Genomic DNA, 19,461 nt, shown 5'->3' with positions numbered 1-19,461 from the left:
CTTGTTAAATATTAAAGTGATAAAGCATAAGCTTATTATATAATAGGCTGGCTAGAGAAAGCTAATTAGGGAAAGTCAACAAAATAAGTAATTAATTATATTAATGTTCGTGTTTATTTGTGGTTTATATGGATTTAATAATGAATGTAATTGTATTTTTAATTTAAATACGAATATTAATTGGTTTTTAAACTTGACTTGGTCTATTTTTTTCAATATACTATGGTTGTTTCAGGGAGATACATGAGATAGCTAACGTTCGTATAACCTCGATAATATGGATTGAGGGTCTCTACAAGGAACCACAAATTCCTGGCTACGAATAGGGTGCTTTGGCATACCTATGAATAGCCGGGAATTTTTTTTTAGAGGTAGTTCAAAAAGTCGTCTTCCCAGGACGAAGCAGTACAGGGAGTGGACTCGACGTCGAATCTTGAATTCAGCCGGGCCTTGCGTTGCTCACGTAGATCTGTCTACGCTCCGCTACTCAGTCCCTAGCTTCATCCAACCTTCTCGGTCCTGAGAACCCGACTTTTTGAACATGCACTTAAAGAAGTAGTTCAAAAATCCGTCTTCCCAGGACGAAGCTGTTCAAGGAGTAGATTCGACATCGAATCTTGAATTCAGCCGGGCCTTGCGTTGCTCACGTAGATCTGTCTACGCTCCGCTACTCAGTCCCTAGCTTCATTCAACCTTCTCGGTCCTGAGAACCCGACTTTTTGAACATGCACTTAAAGAAGTAGTTCAAAAAGTTGTGATCCCAGGACGAAGCTGTTCGAGGTGTAGATCGACATCGAATCTTGAATTCAGCCGGGGCTAGCATAGCTTACGCAGTATGTTTCTTGCAGAAACATTGGAGTTGCTCACGTACTCCATGCTCCGAAGTCATTTTCTGCGAAAACGAAAAGCTTCCTTACTTACGTCCCTAGTTTCATCCTTTTGAAAAAAACGCACATCGCAAGCATAAGCTTTGATGCTGAAAACCTGATTTTTTGAAGGCTCACTTATACTATTCATTTCTGGAGGTACAGATGAGTAAATATGATGTGATCGTGGTAGGAGCGGGTCCTGCTGGCATATTTGCCTGTTATGAGTTAACTCGTAAGGCTCCGCATTGGAAGGTACTGTTGGTGGACAAAGGGCATGATATTTACCGCCGGAGATGTCCGATTTTAGAGGATAAGATTACGCTTTGTCCGCCTGCTGCCGGACGTAAGGAATATGCGGGGTGCCTGCCTGCGTGCTCCATTACTGCCGGATTCGGTGGTGCGGGGGCTTATAGTGATGGTAAATTTAATATCACTACGGAGTTTGGCGGTTGGCTAAGTGATTATATTGCTCCATCCCGGGTGCTTGATTTGATCAAGTACGTGGATTCGATTAATTTGGAGCATGGCGCTACTCATGCGATTACGGATCCGCTGACCGAAGAGGTGCAGGATATTGAAAAGCGGGGATATGCAGCGGGCTTGAAGCTGTTGCGTGCGCAGGTGCGTCACTTGGGAACGGAGCAAAATCTGGAGATTTTGAAATCCATTTACGAATATCTGCAGACTCGCATCGATATGCTATTCAAGGCGGAAGTAGCCGACCTGATCACGGTTAAACAGGATAAGAACCATGTGGTGCAGGGGATTACGCTGCAAAATGGTGACACGCATGAGGCGAATTGGGTAATGGTTGCTCCCGGCCGGGACGGCTCGGCATGGCTGACGGAAATTTTGAAGAAGCGTCGGCTAAAGATGATGAATAACCAGGTGGACGTTGGGGTGCGCGTAGAGACATCCGATGTGGTGATGCGGGAAATTAACGAGCATTTGTATGAGGGGAAATTTATCTATAACACCTCGGTTGGCACGCGGGTGCGCACATTTTGCAGTAATCCGTCGGGACATGTGGTTGTGGAAAATCATAGCGGTGTTATGGCGGCAAACGGGCATTCTTTTAAAAATCCGGAGCTGGGGTCCCATAATACAAATTTCGCTTTGCTGGTATCCCATAAATTCACGGACCCATTTGATAAGCCCAATGAATATGCACGTGAGATTTGCCAGCGGGCCAATGATTTGTCTAATGGCGGAGTGATCGTGCAACGATACGGGGATATTTTGCGAGGCCGTCGTTCAACCGCAGGTCGAATTTCGGAAGGGTTCCTGGAGCCAACACTGAAGGAGGCGGTGCCGGGAGATTTGGGGCTTGTCCTTCCTTATAACACGATGAAAAGCCTGATTGAAATGGTCGAGGCGCTGGAGAAAGTCACACCGGGGATTGCCTCGGAGCACACTTTGTTTTACGGTGTAGAGGCCAAATTTTATTCAGCTCGCCCCAAGCTAAGCGAATCGCTGGAAACGGAAATCAGCGGCCTTTTCTGCGGTGGCGATGGTGCCGGCATCACCCGGGGCTTGGCTCAAGCCGGGGCCGCCGGGGTCTGGATCGCTCGGGGAATGCTGGAAAGGGCTGGGGCGAGTCGTATCTCATAACTGTGGTGAAATCGAGGGGCAAAGCATAAGGAGCAGGCCCAAGGGCAGGTTCAACATTCTGCCCCACATATAGTCGGTAAGCCATTGCCAGAGTGAAAGGTCCTTCCCAAATGGAAGAAATTCACTTATACTAGTAACTGGTGAAGCACACCTTGCATCGTAATAGATGGTGAGGTGTGCTTTTTTGCCGCATTAAAATGGGTTAATTTCACAAATTAGAGAGAAGAAAGGAGGGTGAAGGAAAGAGGATGGCGAATATCTGAGGAGTTGGATCCGTTAAGGACGTGAAGGAAATCAGCAAAATGTGTGGGAGTGATGGGGATGAAAAAGCTGGTCATTTTAATGCTATGTGGTGCGTTGGGAATGGGGTTAGGAGCAGCTCCGCAAGTACAATACCTCCAGACAGCGGGTGCAAAAGAAGCCATCGTGGGCAGTCCTAAACTGGCTGTACTTGTGGATGGACGTAAGGTGAAGTTTCAGGGTGGTGATCCAGTATCGGAAAATGGCCGTATACAGGTGCCTCTTCGGGGAATTGGCGAAGCACTTGGAGCTAATGTGGAGTATGACAGGTCTGGGAAAAAGGTGACCTATACCAAGGACAACAAATCAATCGTGCTCGCCATCGGTAGCAAGCAGGCCACGGTAGACGGGCGCGCGGTGACGATGGACACGGTAGCCAAGGCGGTCAAAGGGCGTACCTATGTGCCACTGCGTTTTGTTAGCGAAAACCTGGGGGAAACCGTGGAATGGGACCAGGCCGCAAATTGGGTTTGGGTAGGAAAGAAGGAAATTCCGAGCCCGGAAGAGGCAGGGGTGAAGAATGTACCTATTAGTGAATTCACTAAGTTGATTGGTGATCATACCTGGGTTTTAACAAGTGTTGAGGGAACAAAGTACACTACTGTCAACGTGATTAAAGCGGATCAGCTCCCCCTAAAGATTGGGGATCGGGTGATTTATGACATATGGCCAGTCAAACAGGGAAGCATCGAAGGATTGAAAATACATGCTTCAGATGGTAGTCCTAATTTAGTTTTTCTTGGTTCTCAATTTGATGCAAGATCGAGAAATCCTAGAACAAGTCTTTCAGTAACTAATACAGATAAAACTCGTACTTTGACCTATGCGGTCAGAAGTGGCCATGATGTAGATATCGACCCGAATTTTAAAAATTTCAAACTAGCACAGGTTGAATATATTGTGGTAGCTATGTCTTCTAATGCTTTAACGGTCATTGAGAATCCGTTTAAATAAGAGGAGAGTTCCAATGCTAAAGCGGATTTCAATGATCATTTTGGCTGTTCTAGTAGTAGTAAGTATCTTCGCACTTCCTCCAAGGGTGGAAGCGGCCGGCACATTACCAACTACTCAAGATAAGAATAACCCTAATAGATATTATTTTGTTGCATTATTTAGTTCAGATATTTGGCGTAGATCGGACGGAGTAACCTGGACAGGTGATGGTAGCCCAGGAGGGTCAGTAAATATAACGTTCCCTTATTCCTTTGATTTTCCTGGACGAAAGATAAAGAGTGTGCAAGTAACTAGATTCAGAGATCCTGGCGATTGGGATAATGGTTTAAATATATGGAATACATCGCGGTACAACTCAATGAAATGGGCTGACATGGAATATTTCATGAGTGATAATTTTAATTCTATCCGATCAGGAGTTCTAACTCTGAAAAATAACGGAAGTTCCGTCTCTTTTACAGTTCAGGTCAAAGGGACTTTAACGACCAAAAATCCAGGAAATGCGGGAATGGATATAACAGAAGAAGGCGGTGGTGGCCTGGGGGGCGGCGTTATTGGCTACCGCTACTACTTTCCTTCCATGCTGACGATTGAACTGGAACCCGAGGAAGGCCAGGCAATCATTAAGTATTTCACCACAACAGGAAAGTCCCTGAATGGGGTGGATGGCTTTAAGAATCGAACGGAAAAACTGGTGAAAGGCCAGTCTTACGCCTATACGCATAGAACGGAACCTTCAAACTATCTGTACAAGGGGTATCAAAAGCGGATTGATCAGGTGCCGACTGGTGGGCCTAGCGAATCCACAGGTGATCCCCCAGGATTTACATACAACGGTGATTTTTCAACGTACTATGTTAATTTCTACTACGAAGAAAAGGATGGGGAAGAGCAGCCGGATGTAAAATGTACAAATCCTAGGCCAGAGCAGTCTATGGTGGGCGAGGATTTTGATCCTAATGTTAGTGCGGTGATTCGAGCGGATGCACGGGGCAGAGAGAAATTCAACGTACTGGATGGCATTCCTACCTCGGAGAGTCTATACGGCAATGTAAAGACTAAACAATATTTATATAACTATGAATATACAAAGATGGTGGGAACATGTACCTTTACGGTGCCCGTAAAAAGAGACTTTTTGCTGTATTGGACAGAATATGTATTTGGCGTCGGTTATAGGTATAAATCGGAGGAGATCACATGGAAGGATGAGGTTGAGGTAACAAAACCTTATGCTTACTGGTCGGTAGAGGATTTCCAGGTATATGGTATAGCCCGGGCAGCCTTGCTGAACTATGCCTTTGAGGGCGGTGGAATCTCCATTTTGCCCCAAGGTTATGATCCGCCGGAGTTTGCGTTAGCCTCTCACTCTACCCATATGGACATCCCTCCCATCAAGACCATTGAGTTGAGGAAGAAAAGTGTGGATGGAGGAAATGAACGTCCGGATATTGAGAACAATCGGGATGAGCAAAGGGAAATGCAGGAGGCAGCCAGTAGACAGGCTCCCAAGCTGCTGGTGCGGAATGATTTTCTGGAATTTGCCGGCCAGACGATTATGAAGGATGACTGGGTGGAGCAACCATCTACGCCCGGGCAAATTCCGGGAGCGGGTCTTATTGATAAAAATGTATTGTACAGCGCTAACCATTTGATCCCGGTCAGTAAAATGAATAAAGCGGATCAACCGAGCAGCGGAACGATTTATTACACCATCCTGGACGGGAGTACGGATGAAGACAGTGATAAAAGCTTTCCCATCTACGGAATCAATTCGGTAACGGTGCATACGCCAGTGGTGATCTATCCGAGCGTTTCAAACGACAAGGCGCATAATCAGAAGACCAAGCCAGTGGCAGGGCGCTCCGCGATTATCCTGGATCGTTCGTTTACGGTAGAGATGCCAAACAGCGGACAGCATACGAATTACCTGGGTTACGGTAACCGCAACTATCTGAAATATATTGGCAGCAAGCAGGTGCGCTTTCCATTTGACGTGTACGACAGCACAAAATCTACCTTCTATCCGAAAAACACCTGGATTGAAGTAGATAAGGCCAAGGAGTCGTTCAAGTTTTTCCTTCCGGTTTGGGTAGACGAAGGCTTTTACGATGTGGAGTTCCGGACGATTGCGCATAATGCTCCTTCGGGCGCATCTCACCAGAAGAATGCCAACTTGAATTTGAAGCATCATATCGCCTATGATACCGTGCCCGTGGATGCGATCGGACGGGTTTATGATTTCCGGATTACCGACATCGCCGACTATAATTGGGAGCGCGTATTCCGGACAGAGAATGGTAGCAGTACGCCTACAGGAGTCTCGTATTGGGTAGGTTTAAATGGAATCGATGGGGCGCTACGGGGGAACGAAGAGCGGTACACCTTGCCAATCCGCCCGGGCAGCCATCCGCTCTATAAAAATGCTGTCATCAAAACCGGTTATCATTTCAAATTTGATCTGAAGACGAAGGGGAATATGTTTGATTTGGAGGATCAAATTGTGATAACTCCAAGCTTTCATTTTGTCGACGGGGACAGTGGAGCGAGACAAGCGGTGGATTTGTATTATCACACCGGGAGCCGGAGTTATGTGCGGATTGGTTCTCCATCAGATCAGGTGAAACGGTACGTGATTTTGAATGAGCGGCTGCGAAATGTACCGGAGGAAGAACTGAGAGACACAGCGCTGTATAAGTATGATCATGAGTATACGTTTAGTCAGGTGGCTGGGATCGGGCGGAGCCAGTTCGTGCAGAACTTTATGAAGCGGCAAGCCATTCGGGAGACAGCGGTAGGAAGCTTGAGTCTGCTGCGGTTGCCCGAGGGCGTACGGACGCTGATTGGGCCAAAGTCGGAAATTCCGGCAACGGTAGACCTGGCGCGGGCCAATGCAGCCGTTCAGAAATGGTATGGAGAATACAGCCTGCCGGCAGAATTGTTTGCCGTACCGACTGGAACGAATGTAGCAGAGTATGGACGTACGCATGGAGGGTTGACGGATCGGGCGGAAATCTTTTTGAAAAATGGCTATATTGTAGTGAACTTTAATGTGGAAACGGTGCGAAACGGGGAGCTTGACCGGCCCTATCTGCAATATATTCATGGGCCTTTGATGAATCAATGGCATGACATGGAGGGATTTGCTCGGCAGGTGCTGGACCCGTATGGGCGGAACTTCAGTTTGCAGGATGGGGATGTCGCGTTTTATCATGCAGACTTGTCCAGCAGGGATGATTTCCGGTCTATGGTGACGCATTGAGCGCACCAGAGGCTGGAGGCCCGGATGCGGCGATATTGCTGCATAACGGAGGTGAAACTTCTTCACTGCGCTGAATGTCTAATGTCTGCGGTGTAGCCGGGCTGGAAGTTCAATGTTCATAAGTTAGAAAAGTTATAGAAGCTAGAACAAAAAGATCCGTGTATTGCCCCTGGGAGCCATTAACAATCGCTCCCAGGGGCTTTTTCGCGTGTAATGCGCATGTTTCTTGGTGGATTTAAATGAGAGTTCAAAAAGTCGGGTTCACAGGACCAAAGTTTATGCTTTTCGATGTGCGTCTTTTCAAAACGCTTGAGCCTCGATGAAGTCAGGGACGTCAGTAGCGGAGCTGCACGTTTTCGCAGAAAACGACTTCGGAAGCAGGGGGACGTGAGCAACTCAAATGTTTCTGCAAGAAAGACACATACTGCAGAAGCAATATACTAGGCCCGGCTGAATTCAAGCTTCGATGTCGAATTTACTCCTTAAACAACTACGTCCTATGAAGACGACTTTTTGAACAACCTCTTTAAGTATTTTTATGGTGAATGGCTGGAAAAGCTAGAGTACGTCCGCAATGTCTGCTAGAATAAATAAGTTAATGAATGATTTAATTTTGAAGCTTTATGAAAGATGAAACGCTGGTCAAAGCCAGCTTGGGAGGATATATATGAGTAGCCGTAATACAGGATTAACCAGACAGGACGTAGAGCTGTTGGCACCGGCTGGCGATTGGGACTGCATGCGGGCCGCGGTGGCAAATGGAGCGGACGCGATATTTTTTGGAGTGGAGAAGTTTAATGCCCGTGCCAGAGCAAACAATTTTCGGATGGATGAGCTGTCTGAAATCATGGCTTTTTTGCATAGCTATGGGGTCAAGGGCTTCCTGACGTTTAACATTCTTGTCTTTGAGGATGAGCTGCGCGATGCTCAGGAATTGATCGAGGTGTGTATCGATAGCGGTGTGGATGCGGTCATTGTACAGGATTTGGGTTTGGTCAAGCTGATCCGCGAGCTGTCGCCGGACTTCCCGATTCATGGGTCAACGCAAATGACGATTACATCGCCGGAGGCGGTTGAGTTCGTCAAGCCTTGGAATATGGAGCGTGTGGTGCTGGGCCGGGAAAATAATTTGAAGCAGATTCAGGTGATCGGGGAGCAGGCGAAGCTGCCGATGGAGGTTTTTGTGCATGGGGCGCTGTGCGTTTCGTACTCGGGTCAGTGCCTGACCTCGGAGATGTGGGGCGGTCGCTCGGCCAATCGTGGCGAGTGCGCGCAGGCTTGCCGCTTGCCTTATGATCTGATCGTGGATGGCGAGCAGAAGCCGATGGGCGATGTGGCTTATCTGTTGTCCCCTAAGGACCTGGCCGCCATCGATATTATGCCGGAGCTGATTGAAGCGGGCGTGACTTCTTTTAAAATCGAAGGTCGGATGAAAAGTCCGGAGTATGTGGCCAACGTGGTGAGCAAGTATCGTAAAGCGATTGATCTGTATTTTGATGGTGATGATGCGCGGCCTTCAAAGGAAGAGATTCGTGAGCTGCAGCAGAGCTTCTCGCGTGGGTTTACGCATGGCTTCCTGGAAGGGACGAACAACAAGCAGCTGGTCGAGGGCACATTTCCGAAAAGTCGTGGTGTTTATCTTGGACGGGTGGAGAAGGTGCTGCGCGATGGTGTGGTCTGCAAGCTTGAGGCTCCGCTGAAGCGGGGGGACGGGATTGTGTTTGATGCCGGGGACCCGACGAAAAAGGAAGAAGGCGGGCGTGTGTACGACTGGCGTCGCCAAGGGGTGAAGCAGGAGGGCGAAGCCGGGGAGGGCTGGATCATCGATATTGTGCCGGGCCGGAATGATGTGGATTTACGCCGTGTGCATGTAGGTGATCGCATCTGGAAAACGAGCGATCCGGCGCTGGACAAGCGGCTGCGTCAGACCTATGAAACGGAGAAGCCGTACCGGGTGTTCCCGGTGCATGTGCGGGCCGTAGGCCATGCCGGGGGGCTGCTCTCCACCTTCTGGACCGATATGCAGAAGGGGACGACGGTGCGTGTGGACTCGGAGCTGGAGCTCGAGATCGCGCAAAAACGGCCGATGGACGCTGCCCTGCTCGAAGAGCAGTTAGGGCGTCTGGGCGGCACGGTGTTCCAGCTCGAGAAGCTGGATGCGGAGCTGCATGGCGACGTGATCCTGCCGATGCGAGAGCTGAACGGCATCCGCCGGCGCGCGGTGGAGCTGCTCGCTGCCGAGCGGCCGAAGCCGCCCGTGTGGACGCGGGCGGCCGGGGCTGCTGCCCCCGCCACGGGCGGGGCAGCGCTGGAGCAAGCCCCCGTGCTGGACGGGGGCTTTGGGCCCGGCGCGGGAGCTCTCCGCGCCGAGGGGCACGCAGCGTCTGGCGAAGCCGACGCTGGTCAGGGCGGAGCGCGCGTAGCTGCTCCGCCGGCTGGCGCCAGCGCTGCCGCAGGCACGCGCCGCGCGCCGCGTTCGCGCGGTGAAGCAGAGCTCACCGCGCTGTGCCGCAGCCTGCCGCAGGTGCAGGCTGCGCTGGAAGCCGGCGTATCCTGGGTCTACGCCGACTTCGAGTTTATCAAGCAGTTCCCGGCAGCAGTGGAGGCCGTTCGGGCCGCGGGCAAGCGTATTGCGCTGGCTACGCCGCGCATCCATATGCCGGGCGAGAACGGCTACCACAACAATATCCTGCGTCTTGCGCCAGACGCGGTACTGGTGCGCAACACTGGGGCGCTTTATTATTATCTGCGTCATCGGCAGGAGAATCCGTCTGCGCAGCACCCGCAATTGATCGGCGATTTTTCGCTTAATATCGCCAATCACAAGGCAGCGGAGCTGTTCCTGGAAGCCGGCTGTGACCTCGTAACGCCATCCTATGATCTTAATATTCAGCAGATGATAGACCTGCTGGAGGTTAGCCCGACGGGTGAGATGGAAATTGTCATCCATCAGCACTTGCCGATGTTCCACACCGAGCATTGTGTGTATTGTACCTTTCTCAGCGAAGGGACGAATTACACAAACTGCGGTCGTCCGTGCGAGGAGCAGCGGGCTTCGTTGCAGGATCGTATCGGTATGTCCCACCCGGTCCGTGTGGATGAAGGCTGCCGTAATACGGTGTACAATGCGATTGAGCAATCGGGTGCGGAATATTTGAGTCATTTTCTGGAGCTGGGTGTTTCTCGTTACCGGGTAGAGTTCCTGGAAGAAACACCGGAGCAGGTGCATGAGGTTATTGATTTGTACAACCGGGCGTTACGTGGTGAAATTAGCGGCACCCAGGTGTGGAAAACATTGAAAGCAACTAATCAGCTAGGCGTTACCCGTGGACAACTGGTGAAATAGATAGGTATGCATAATGATAGAGTCTTTATGGCTCAATCTAAAAATCAGTGCTTGCCAACAGGGATGTACAGAGCGGAGGGTCGTAGGGATTCTGGAGAAACTTAAAGCTTTCTGAAAGAAAGCTACATCGAAAGCCTACGCTTGGTCGCCTTTGCGAGTGGATTTCAACCTTATAAGAATTTATTGAATCAGGAAAATCCATGAACAATAGCGATCGGAAGAACCCTACGAACCCGCAGCGCCTCATCGTCCACATGACAAGCATTGATTTTCGTTTTGAGCCTTCTTTATGGCCGAAAATGCCGGCCCATAAAGACTCTTTTTCGTGACGCAGGCACAAAAGATGCACCTGGCAAAGACACTCGTTTTTCCAATGAGGACAACATGTGGAGGGTTTGTGAAGATGGCATGAAAAGGCGCCAAATCAAGCCTCCAGGCTGCATCAAACCATTCCAATATGATATAATGTAAACGTAAACAAAATTAAAGAGCGATCCTGGCAGATTGCATAAATGGCTGGTGAAGGTAGAACCGTGTGATGAGGTGCTGCTTGAACATCCAGCCATGAGGCAAGTAAGTTAGGGTCATCCATTAAAAATGTTGCAAGAGGCAGTCTGAGAGTATCGCTCGACATTCCCAGGAGGGTGATCGTGATGTTTGAAGGATTCCTCGAAATGCAATCAGCTGTAACCCGGATTCATGGCCGATTAGGTCTGGACGGTGAGCACGAGTATCGCAAGATCGAATTTGGCAATGAGCATCGATTGCCTGCCCCGGATCTGGATCGTCCGCCACTGTTTCTGGAAGAAGAGCAGCCTTGGTGGACAAGAGTGTCAGGGAAATGGCGTAGTCATTAATGGTTCGAAATAACGGAAAACGAAATAGATAAAGTCAGGTCAGATTTATGGGTGGATTCGGAGCTATTCCGGGTCCACCCTTCTTGCGATTACAATGAATAGCCAGCCGTATAGCTGGCAATCTGTCAATGCAGAGATTTACCGGGAGGCGGTGCTCAGGGGCTTGTACCACTCATTAGCTTCATGCAGGATCTGTCTTCCGCCTGCCTCCATAAACTCATTCACAAAGGTATCAAAGTATTCGACAGGCTGATCGCCGGTGATGATGGAAATGTACGCCTTATCTCTCATACGGATCAATTCGGATGAGTATTGAATCAGGGAAGGAGTGGCCACTTCCAGAAGATTATAAATACCATGCTCCTCCAGGCCCATGGAGGCAGCCCACTTCTCCCGCCGATCCAGACCCGAGCCTGGAACCTCCATACCGATACGGGAGCCGATCAGGTTGGTGTAGTTATCCATACTTTTATAGGGAGATAGCAGGTGGAACTCCCTTGAGTCTGCATCGCTCCAGTCCCAGTGCTTTCCCGGGAGACCATATTCCATTTTGATCTGTTCCACGGGGTCGGGATTGGCACTGACATCATTCAGTATCTCAAGAATCTGCTCCAGCTTTCCTGGCTCGTTCACAGCATTTGCTCCGATAGCCATGAAGCTCATCAGCAAATTGTAAGCCTTTGAACCGCTATGCCCCTCAGGGCCAATTACTGGAGAGCCAAATACAATATCGGCAGCCGGGTTCTTCTTTAGAAGCTCAGCTACGTTAAACGAGGCTTCAATCGGGACCTCTTGACCGTATTCATTAAGAACCTGGTAGTCTCCCTCTTGAATCCAATGGTAATAGTTGCCCATCGAGGTCATCCCGATTTTGCCATTGATGAAGGCATGCGATAAATGCTTATAGCCGCCTTTATTTTCCCCTGTGATAAACTCAGGGTCAATGATCCCGTCCCTGTACCACTTTTGCAAGTAAGCTAGCGCCTCCTTCATCTCAGGCTCTACAGCACCGATCACAAGCTGATCATTTTTGCGATTAAAATACAACTGCTCCGTAAAAACAGCTTGTCCAAAAGCGCCAAACACGACGTTCATGCCTTCCTTGGACAAACCATACGTATCCTGCTTCCCATTGCCATCGGGATCCTTTTTAGCAAAGGCGTATAATACGTTCTCCAGCTCATCTAATGTCTCCGGAACCTCCAGATCGAGCTGTTTTAGCCAGTCCTCTCGATAAACGACAGGAACTCGATACACATTGGTGGAATTAATGACCGGAATGCCATACAAGCTGCCGTCGATTTGTCCGTAATCCAGATAACGTGGATTAAACTCACGGATTCGCTCTACAATGTCAGGCGCGTGCTGCTTAAGCAGCTGCACTGGAATTTCTGCCAATACCCCTTGCATTTGATATTTAAGCAAATCCTGGGGCTGCCTGATTCGGAACAGGTCTGGGATTTGGCCCTGGGCCAGCTTCAAGTCCAGCAATTCCTCATAGCGGTTGTTCTGCAGATTCCAAACGTCCAGGTCGACATTAAATAAATGCTCAACATAAGTCAGCATCTCGGCATTCTCAGGAACCGGCACATTTTGATGCATCGTCCATGAAATCGTATAGCGTGGCGGCTCGGCTGCAGTCTTCCCGGAGCTGGCGGCGGGGTTTCGGGGCTGGACTTGATCTCCTGCCTGCTCTGAAACGGAACACCCGCCAGTAAATGCAATCAGAGGCAGCGCCGTGATCAGCAGGAGCAGGATTCTTGTTAGTTTAAGGTTCATGGCGGCTACCTCCTTATGTTGAATGATAAAACCTGCTCCATCATAGCAGGGAGAGGTCAGTAAGCTTATTAATTCATCAGGCTGCGCATAAAATGCTTGGGTGTGCAGCCGTGGATTTCCTTGAATCGTTTAATGAAATAGGCAGGGGTGCGATAGCCGACCGTATTGGCGATTTGCTCAACGGTAAATTCCCGGTGCAACATCAGCTCACGCGCTCGCTCCATCCGCTGATTCGTAACATATTCGGAGTAGGCGATGCCGGTTTCTTCCTTGAACATTTTACTGAGATACTTCGGACTGATAAATACTTGCTCCGATACATGCTCCAGGGTGAGATCTTCCGATAGATGCTCTTGCACATAGGCCTTGACGGCGGAGATGGTGTCGATGTTTCTGGCCTCGCTTCGCTTCTCCATCTGCCGGATAAATTCGGTTACCTGCTGAATCATCCATTCCGCATATCGGTCAATATGATAGAACGACATGTACTGCTTATATAAATTCATAGAGCTTGTCTCGGCAGGCTGCAGGCGCACTTGATTGATACAGTCAGCGTAGATGGACACCATCTTCAACAAAATGATGCGGCTATATTCTGCAGAATACATATCCTCCTTCAACGTTTGTACAATCTCCTGAATGGCCTGAACCGTCCCCGCTAAATCTCGGGCTTGCAGCTTCTTCTCATAGTTCGTAAGGTAGGAGTCCGGCATTTCCAGATGGCTGGTTTCTCTGCCTAGCAGCTTGAGGTCTTGAATGACCGAAGGATCAGATAGAAAGTAGCTGTATTGAATCAAACTGCTGGCTTCACGATAGCTGGTGTGTATCTCCAGCGGTTGCGCTACCCAGCTCCCTAACGCTAAGACAAATTCAAGACCGAACCTGCTTTTCACCTCGGAAAGAATGAAGCTTGCAATCTGATGGGTAAGCGGCTCTTCGGGTTGGTTGGTGCAGATAACGACCGCTATTTTGTGATCCTGCAATTCTTCGGCAAGCAGCCGGGTTCCACCGAATTCTGCGGTCTCCAACTGGTCAATCATGCTGTACAACGTGTGCTGCAGCTGCCGGGGCTGCAGCTCCTTCCATTTCTCACTGACAGGGTCGATCACGATGCAACGGAAGCGGACATAAGCTGTCGAGACATGAATGGACTGGAGCTGCTCTGTTAGTTCCTCGGCTGTAAACCGGTTATTTAACATATTAAGAATAATGTTATGCTTGATAATCTTATGATTGGCTTGCAGGGTCTCCTCCAGACTATTGACTTTATTGGACAGGTTGTCGATCGCGGAATCAATGAATCGGTATTCATTTTGCCGTAAACTGTCCTGGCTGTTGGTCCGGCTCTTGATATTATTTAGAATGCGTCTTAGAGGACTGTAGCTGGCGGCGGTGAAGATGGATGACATGGCAATGCCGACCAGGACAGCCAACAAGCAAAGAAGGAGTGAAGCGGTCTTCAAGTTATCTATTTTAGTATAAAAGCTCTTGTTAGGCGTCTTGGTGTATATGGTCCAGTTGTTCCCCATGAATGGCTCTTTGGAAATAACATGGCTTTTTTCTGATCGTGCGAAATTCTTCTTCAAGGGAGTCCCCAGCAAAGACTTGTCGGCAGCAGACAGGATGGTTCCATCCTGGTCTACAATAAATGTGCCCTCATAGTCTGTTGGCAGCATATCCTTCATGATCTGACTGATCGCCGATTCCTTGATATCAATAGCAATCAAGACTTTACCTTCTTGTCCTGAGGATTGGAACGGATAGCTGTGAACATAGGTGATTAACGGATTCAGCATGCTTTGTTCAGACAGTCTTGTATAAGCATCCTGAGGCACCAGGCGTGTTGGCATCCATAAGGAGCTATCCTTTGTCTCTTTCATGGCAGTAATCCAATCAGCCCTATAATCCGTTGTTGCTGGCATATTCTCGTAGAGCAGCAGCCCATACACCGAAGAAATCATGAAGTGATTTTCCGCGTCGTATACATGAATAGCCTGAATCAAATCAGCATGACTCTGCACCTGATGATTAAGCATCTGCTGGATATCCAGGATTTTGCTGTGATTTCCTTTCAAGCTATTTATATCGATATTGACAGGGCCACCCAAGGCCAGAGACAGATAGATCTGATTAACTCGCTCGATGACGGAGCTCTCCATATAATTGACGGTGCCCTTTAACATGACTTGCTTGTTGATACGAAGTTCTTTCCTGTACTGATGAGAAAAGAAGAGATAGAGGACCGAACCGAACAGAAGCGCAATGACAAGAACGATAGTGAGATAGGAGAAAACCATCCTGAATTTTACTGACTGGAAGGGCGTCTGCATCTTGTATCCTCCTTCTTTGTTGGCTTCCAGATGACTTCATCATTATACAATAGCGCTGTGACGCCAAATCAGCTTGATCAAAATTTAACAAACTACCGAATAAAAATTTACCTCATGTTAATGTTTTTTTACAAACATCTACACTCCATTTTACGAATGTATTATTCGTCAGATTTTCTCTGTAGATCAAGGGACAGAACGTACGAATTTGATATAAAGCGGAATTTGTTCTATAGCTGCCAGACGCCCCCGGATGCTAAAGTAACGCCGTAAACTATTTGTGAGAAGGGGAGCGTGTTGTTGCAGTTATGAGAATATCATGGAAAAAATCACTGGCAGCTCTTTTGTTGTTATCTATGGCCAGTCCAACTTTTGCGGGTCAAACCTTGGCAGTCGATCGGGAGGTTTCATTCTCTGATATTAAGGGACACTGGGCAGAGGCCAAGATACAGGCCTGGATGAATGAGGGATGGGTGCGCGGATATTCGGATCATTCCTTCAGACCGGACAAGGTTATTACGAGAGCGGAGTTCATGAGCTTGGTGAATCGCGCTTTTGGCAATACGAATGGTTATGCGGATCAGACGAATAAGCCACAGGCGCCTTTAACACGTCAGGAGGCAGCCCGGATCATCGCCGGTATGATGAACCTGGAAGAGAATGAGGGAGCCGCCGATGTGTTTACGGATGCTGGTTCCATCGCAGCGTCGAGCAAGGGGGCTGTAGGTGCAGTTGTAGCAAAAAATTTGCTTGCAGGCTATAAGGATGGCAGCTTCAAGCCTTTGCAGTCTATGACTCGCGCCGAGGCTGTTGTTGCATTAGTTCATGCGGTGGATGCGAATGGGATGGTTGAAGGTCAAGGGTCTTTATCGGCTATTCGGCATGGAGCGAACGCGGATGACGATACTTTGAAGAATATCGCTGCCACTAATCCGTTTGTTCAAATTCTAGACGGTTTTGATCAGATATGGTCGATGAATCAGGCGGATTGGAGAGATGGAACGGCGTTAACCAAGGAAGGGGCGAATGGCAAGGTTGCCAAATATGGAGATGGACCAACTCCTTATTTTGATGGCTATAAAAATGATGCCAAGGCCAAAGTTGCCGATAAGAAGACCTATGCCAAGGAAGAGATCAGAAATCAAGCGGCATGGGTGGCCAATATTAAATATGTGGAGGATGTTACGCAAAATCGCACCGATGAAGAGGCTCTTGCCGCCTACTATGATGATCAGAGAGATAAAATCTATAGTATGATGGATGCCTTTGGTCCCCTGGCTAATACCTATGTGGATATTATCAAGCCAATGACAAGTGTGGAACGCAGCATTGATGAAATGAATATTGTATTGACCGAAGAGACGGTGGAGGATGAAAGTCAAGGGTTGGGCAAGGATTGGGCTAATTCGGAGCTTGCGGATATGGTTGGCTTGGTCGATTTGATTCGCTTTAAGACACCGGCCTCCTCCAATCCTTCTAAATATTTCTTCTCTTCTCCAAGACCTTGGAGAATGAATTCCAAGGGCGAGGTTGTAGAGGTTGTTAACGAACAGGGAGTAGCGGTATGGGAAACCCTGGGTGAAGGGGAGAAGACAGAGGAGCCCTTGGCCTCTGGAGGGAAAAAGTCAACGGGAGAGAAGCATTATCAGCAATATGAGACCAAGGTTGAGGTAATTCCTGCTTTACGCTATGTAAGAAGAATTGCTGAAGACGGTCGGGGGAAGGACGGAGCCTATCCAAGTGGACATACTAGTGCGGCATACCTGACTACATTTGCCTTTGCTTACGCGACGCCGGAACGATATGCTGAATTTTTGACCAGAGCAGCCCAAATGGGAGAAAACCGCATCGTCACCGGAATGCATTCACCGCTGGATGTGATTGGCGCGAGAATCCAGGCGACCGCGATGACGGCCTATGCGCTGAACAAGCCAGAGAACAAGGAAGTGCTGGAGAAGGCCTATGCGAATGCAGGCGAGGTCTTTGGCAAATTGGCTCAGGAACATGGAATGAGCCTGTATGAATATGCGCATACGGTCACCGAGGATTATACCTTCAAGAGCGCATATGATGAGAAAAAATGGGAAGATCATGACGCCAACAAAGCCTTCTATCGGGCGAAGCTGACTTACGGCCTGCCACAAACAGGAACAAAGGGGCTGGAGCCTGTCGTTCCTGAAGGCGCAGAAGCACTGTTGGAGACCCGCCAGCCGTATTTGACCGATGAGCAGCGCAGAGAGGTATTATATACTACCTCCATTGACTCAGGTTACCCTGTGCTGGACGAGTCCGGCGGTTGGGGCCGAATCGACCTGGTAACGGCAGCAGATGGCTACGGGGCGTTCCGGGACCATGTAACGGTAGATATGGACGCTTCCAAAGGGCGCTTCAATGCGCAGGACTGGTGGAGAAATGATATTTCCGGCAGCGGCGGGCTGACGAAGAAGGGCAACGGAACACTGACCTTGACCGGAGATAACAGCTACAGCGGCGGAACCGTGCTGGAAGCAGGAACGCTGGAGGCTAAATCTGCGACTGCGTTTGGCACAGGCGATGTTCGCGTGGAAGCTGGCACGCTTGTAGTCAACGCCGATAGTACGTTGAAAATCGGCGGCACACTGCAAGTTAACGGCGGAACACTGAAGCTGGACTTTTCTAACGATAAGCTGGAAGGCTCCCGGGATATGGTGGTGGCGACAGCCAAGGCTGTTCAAGGTGAGTTTGATGCTGTCACTGCTGAGGGGTATAACGTTAAGCTCACTTATGAACAGGATCGGATCATGGCGCATGTGACTGTTCAATAGTTGGCCTATTTATTACGCATAAAATAAGCTGTAGCGGATTCGGAGTTTCTCTCCGGTCCGCTTTTTCACATATCATAATTACAGGCGCCCAGGGGGATGTGATATAATGACAGCAGCCATTGGACAATCCTGAAATGAGGAGATCGTTGTATGAAAATTCGCAAGGCCATTATCCCGGCAGCAGGGCTGGGTACGCGCTTCCTGCCAGCGACCAAAGCCATGCCCAAGGAAATGCTGCCAATCGTGGACAAGCCCACTATCCAATATATAGTAGAGGAAGCTGTGGCTTCCGGGATCGAGGATATTATTATCGTCACGGGTAAAGGTAAGCGGGCGATTGAGGATCATTTTGATACCTCGTTTGAATTGGAACACAATTTGCATGAGAAGGGGAAATTTCAGCTTCTCAAAGAGGTGCGCAAATCCTCAGATATGGCCGACATTCATTATATTCGGCAGAAGGAACCCAAGGGCTTGGGTCATGCGATTTGGTGCGCCCGTAAATTTATTGGCTATGAACCGTTCGCGGTGTTACTTGGCGATGATATTGTTGAATCCGAGGTTCCCTGCTTAAAACAGATGATTCAGGTTTATGATGAACATCAGGCTTCTATCGTTGGTGTACAGCCAGTTGAGAGCAGTGAAGTATCTCGTTACGGAATTGTCGATCCTACGGCTATACAGGAACGGGTATATCTGGCTAATCAACTAATTGAAAAGCCCGAGATAGGAACCGCTCCCTCCAACCTGGCCATTATGGGCAGATACATTTTAACTCCGGCTATCTTTGATATATTAGAACAGCAACGAGTTGGGGTGAATGGAGAAATCCAGTTGACGGATGCGATTTCAACACTTGGCGAAATGGAGCGGGTACTGGCCTATCATTTTGACGGGGAACGTCATGATGTTGGGGAGAAACTGGGCTTCATCAAAACAACGATTCACTATGCTTTAGAAAATCCAGAGCTGCGGGATGAACTCATTCGTTATATGACGGATATTTTGAAGCCTGTGGTCAAATAATACACTTTAATTTTAAAAAACGGCCTCTCCTATGCGGAGGGCCGTTTTTGATTGTACGCCCAGCATGGGCGTCATCTCTAGGGTGAAAGTCCCGAGCGGGGGCTGGCAAGCGCCTACCGTTAGCCAAGGGCAAGGGTGTCCACCGTGAGGTGGAATCTGAAGGAAGCCGGAGGCAAAAGCACGGCCTGAGGTACACGAATCCAATTGGAGGCGGTCGCAGTCGGATGAGTCACCAATACATGACGAAATCCAAAGCTGCCAAGGGCTGTAGCCGTAGACTTGGGCAGGCACGGGCGGAAAGATGGCGTTCTTATCTGGGGAGG

9 protein-coding genes and 1 riboswitch are annotated in these 19,461 nt (G+C 49.0%); of the genes, 7 read left to right on the top strand and 2 right to left on the bottom strand.

The genetic code is table 11. The features are described from left to right. Positions 1-239: 239 nt before the first annotated feature. A riboswitch (purine riboswitch) is annotated at positions 240-339 on the top strand. A 692-nt stretch (positions 340-1,031) separates the two neighbouring features. From C557_RS0109545 to C557_RS23245, 5 genes are all read left to right on the top strand, one after another. Then, the gene (locus tag C557_RS0109545) at positions 1,032-2,480 is read left to right on the top strand and encodes an NAD(P)/FAD-dependent oxidoreductase (RefSeq protein ID WP_018751636.1); all 1,449 of its coding nucleotides are present in this window, start codon (positions 1,032-1,034) and stop codon (positions 2,478-2,480) included. A gap of 321 nt (positions 2,481-2,801) precedes the next feature. Beyond that, positions 2,802-3,734, top strand: coding sequence for a copper amine oxidase N-terminal domain-containing protein (locus C557_RS0109540; RefSeq protein ID WP_018751635.1), 933 nt, complete (start codon positions 2,802-2,804; stop codon positions 3,732-3,734). A gap of 508 nt (positions 3,735-4,242) precedes the next feature. Next, on the top strand, positions 4,243-6,996 hold the full coding sequence (locus C557_RS0109535) for a DUF5704 domain-containing protein (RefSeq protein WP_018751634.1): 2,754 nt from the start codon (positions 4,243-4,245) through the stop codon (positions 6,994-6,996). A gap of 667 nt (positions 6,997-7,663) precedes the next feature. Further along, on the top strand, positions 7,664-10,342 hold the full coding sequence (locus C557_RS25415) for a U32 family peptidase (RefSeq protein WP_018751633.1): 2,679 nt from the start codon (positions 7,664-7,666) through the stop codon (positions 10,340-10,342). Positions 10,343-10,995: 653 nt separating this feature from the next. After that, the gene (locus C557_RS23245; RefSeq protein WP_018751632.1) at positions 10,996-11,199 is read left to right on the top strand and encodes a hypothetical protein; all 204 of its coding nucleotides are present in this window, start codon (positions 10,996-10,998) and stop codon (positions 11,197-11,199) included. Between the two features lie 138 nt (positions 11,200-11,337). On the opposite strand, the gene C557_RS0109520 is transcribed toward C557_RS23245, so the two are convergent. Beyond that, the gene (locus C557_RS0109520) at positions 11,338-12,978 is read right to left on the bottom strand and encodes an extracellular solute-binding protein (protein ID WP_018751631.1); all 1,641 of its coding nucleotides are present in this window, start codon (positions 12,976-12,978) and stop codon (positions 11,338-11,340) included. A 68-nt stretch (positions 12,979-13,046) separates the two neighbouring features. Further along, positions 13,047-15,308 (bottom strand): helix-turn-helix domain-containing protein, encoded by a 2,262-nt coding sequence (locus C557_RS0109515; RefSeq protein ID WP_018751630.1) that lies wholly within the window; start codon positions 15,306-15,308, stop codon positions 13,047-13,049. A 308-nt stretch (positions 15,309-15,616) separates the two neighbouring features. On the opposite strand from C557_RS0109515, the gene C557_RS25570 reads away from it, so the two are divergent. Both C557_RS25570 and galU read left to right on the top strand, forming a co-directional pair. Next, positions 15,617-18,112 carry an S-layer homology domain-containing protein gene (locus tag C557_RS25570; RefSeq protein WP_018751629.1) on the top strand — a complete coding sequence of 832 codons (2,496 nt, stop codon included), beginning with the start codon at positions 15,617-15,619 and terminating at the stop codon, positions 18,110-18,112. A gap of 150 nt (positions 18,113-18,262) precedes the next feature. Then, complete coding sequence (gene galU, locus C557_RS0109505) at positions 18,263-19,138, top strand: UTP--glucose-1-phosphate uridylyltransferase GalU (protein WP_018751628.1); 876 nt, start codon at positions 18,263-18,265, stop codon at positions 19,136-19,138. Positions 19,139-19,461: the final 323 nt, after the last annotated feature.

Origin of the sequence: Paenibacillus sanguinis 2301083 = DSM 16941 (genome assembly GCF_000374825.1) — a bacterium.
In the GTDB taxonomy this organism is placed as follows: Bacteria; Bacillota; Bacilli; order Paenibacillales; family Paenibacillaceae; genus Fontibacillus; species Fontibacillus sanguinis.
This window is presented reverse-complemented; position numbering and strand designations above follow the sequence as displayed.

Coding starts and splice junctions, on each gene's coding strand:
- C557_RS0109545 (WP_018751636.1), top strand. CDS start 1,032: ATGAGTAAATATGATGTGATCGTGGTAGGAGCGGGTCCTGCTGGCATA.
- C557_RS0109540 (WP_018751635.1), top strand. CDS start 2,802: ATGAAAAAGCTGGTCATTTTAATGCTATGTGGTGCGTTGGGAATGGGG.
- C557_RS0109535 (WP_018751634.1), top strand. CDS start 4,243: ATGGATATAACAGAAGAAGGCGGTGGTGGCCTGGGGGGCGGCGTTATT.
- C557_RS25415 (WP_018751633.1), top strand. CDS start 7,664: ATGAGTAGCCGTAATACAGGATTAACCAGACAGGACGTAGAGCTGTTG.
- C557_RS23245 (WP_018751632.1), top strand. CDS start 10,996: ATGTTTGAAGGATTCCTCGAAATGCAATCAGCTGTAACCCGGATTCAT.
- C557_RS0109520 (WP_018751631.1), bottom strand. CDS start 12,978: ATGAACCTTAAACTAACAAGAATCCTGCTCCTGCTGATCACGGCGCTG.
- C557_RS0109515 (WP_018751630.1), bottom strand. CDS start 15,308: ATGCAGACGCCCTTCCAGTCAGTAAAATTCAGGATGGTTTTCTCCTAT.
- C557_RS25570 (WP_018751629.1), top strand. CDS start 15,617: ATGAGAATATCATGGAAAAAATCACTGGCAGCTCTTTTGTTGTTATCT.
- galU (WP_018751628.1), top strand. CDS start 18,263: ATGAAAATTCGCAAGGCCATTATCCCGGCAGCAGGGCTGGGTACGCGC.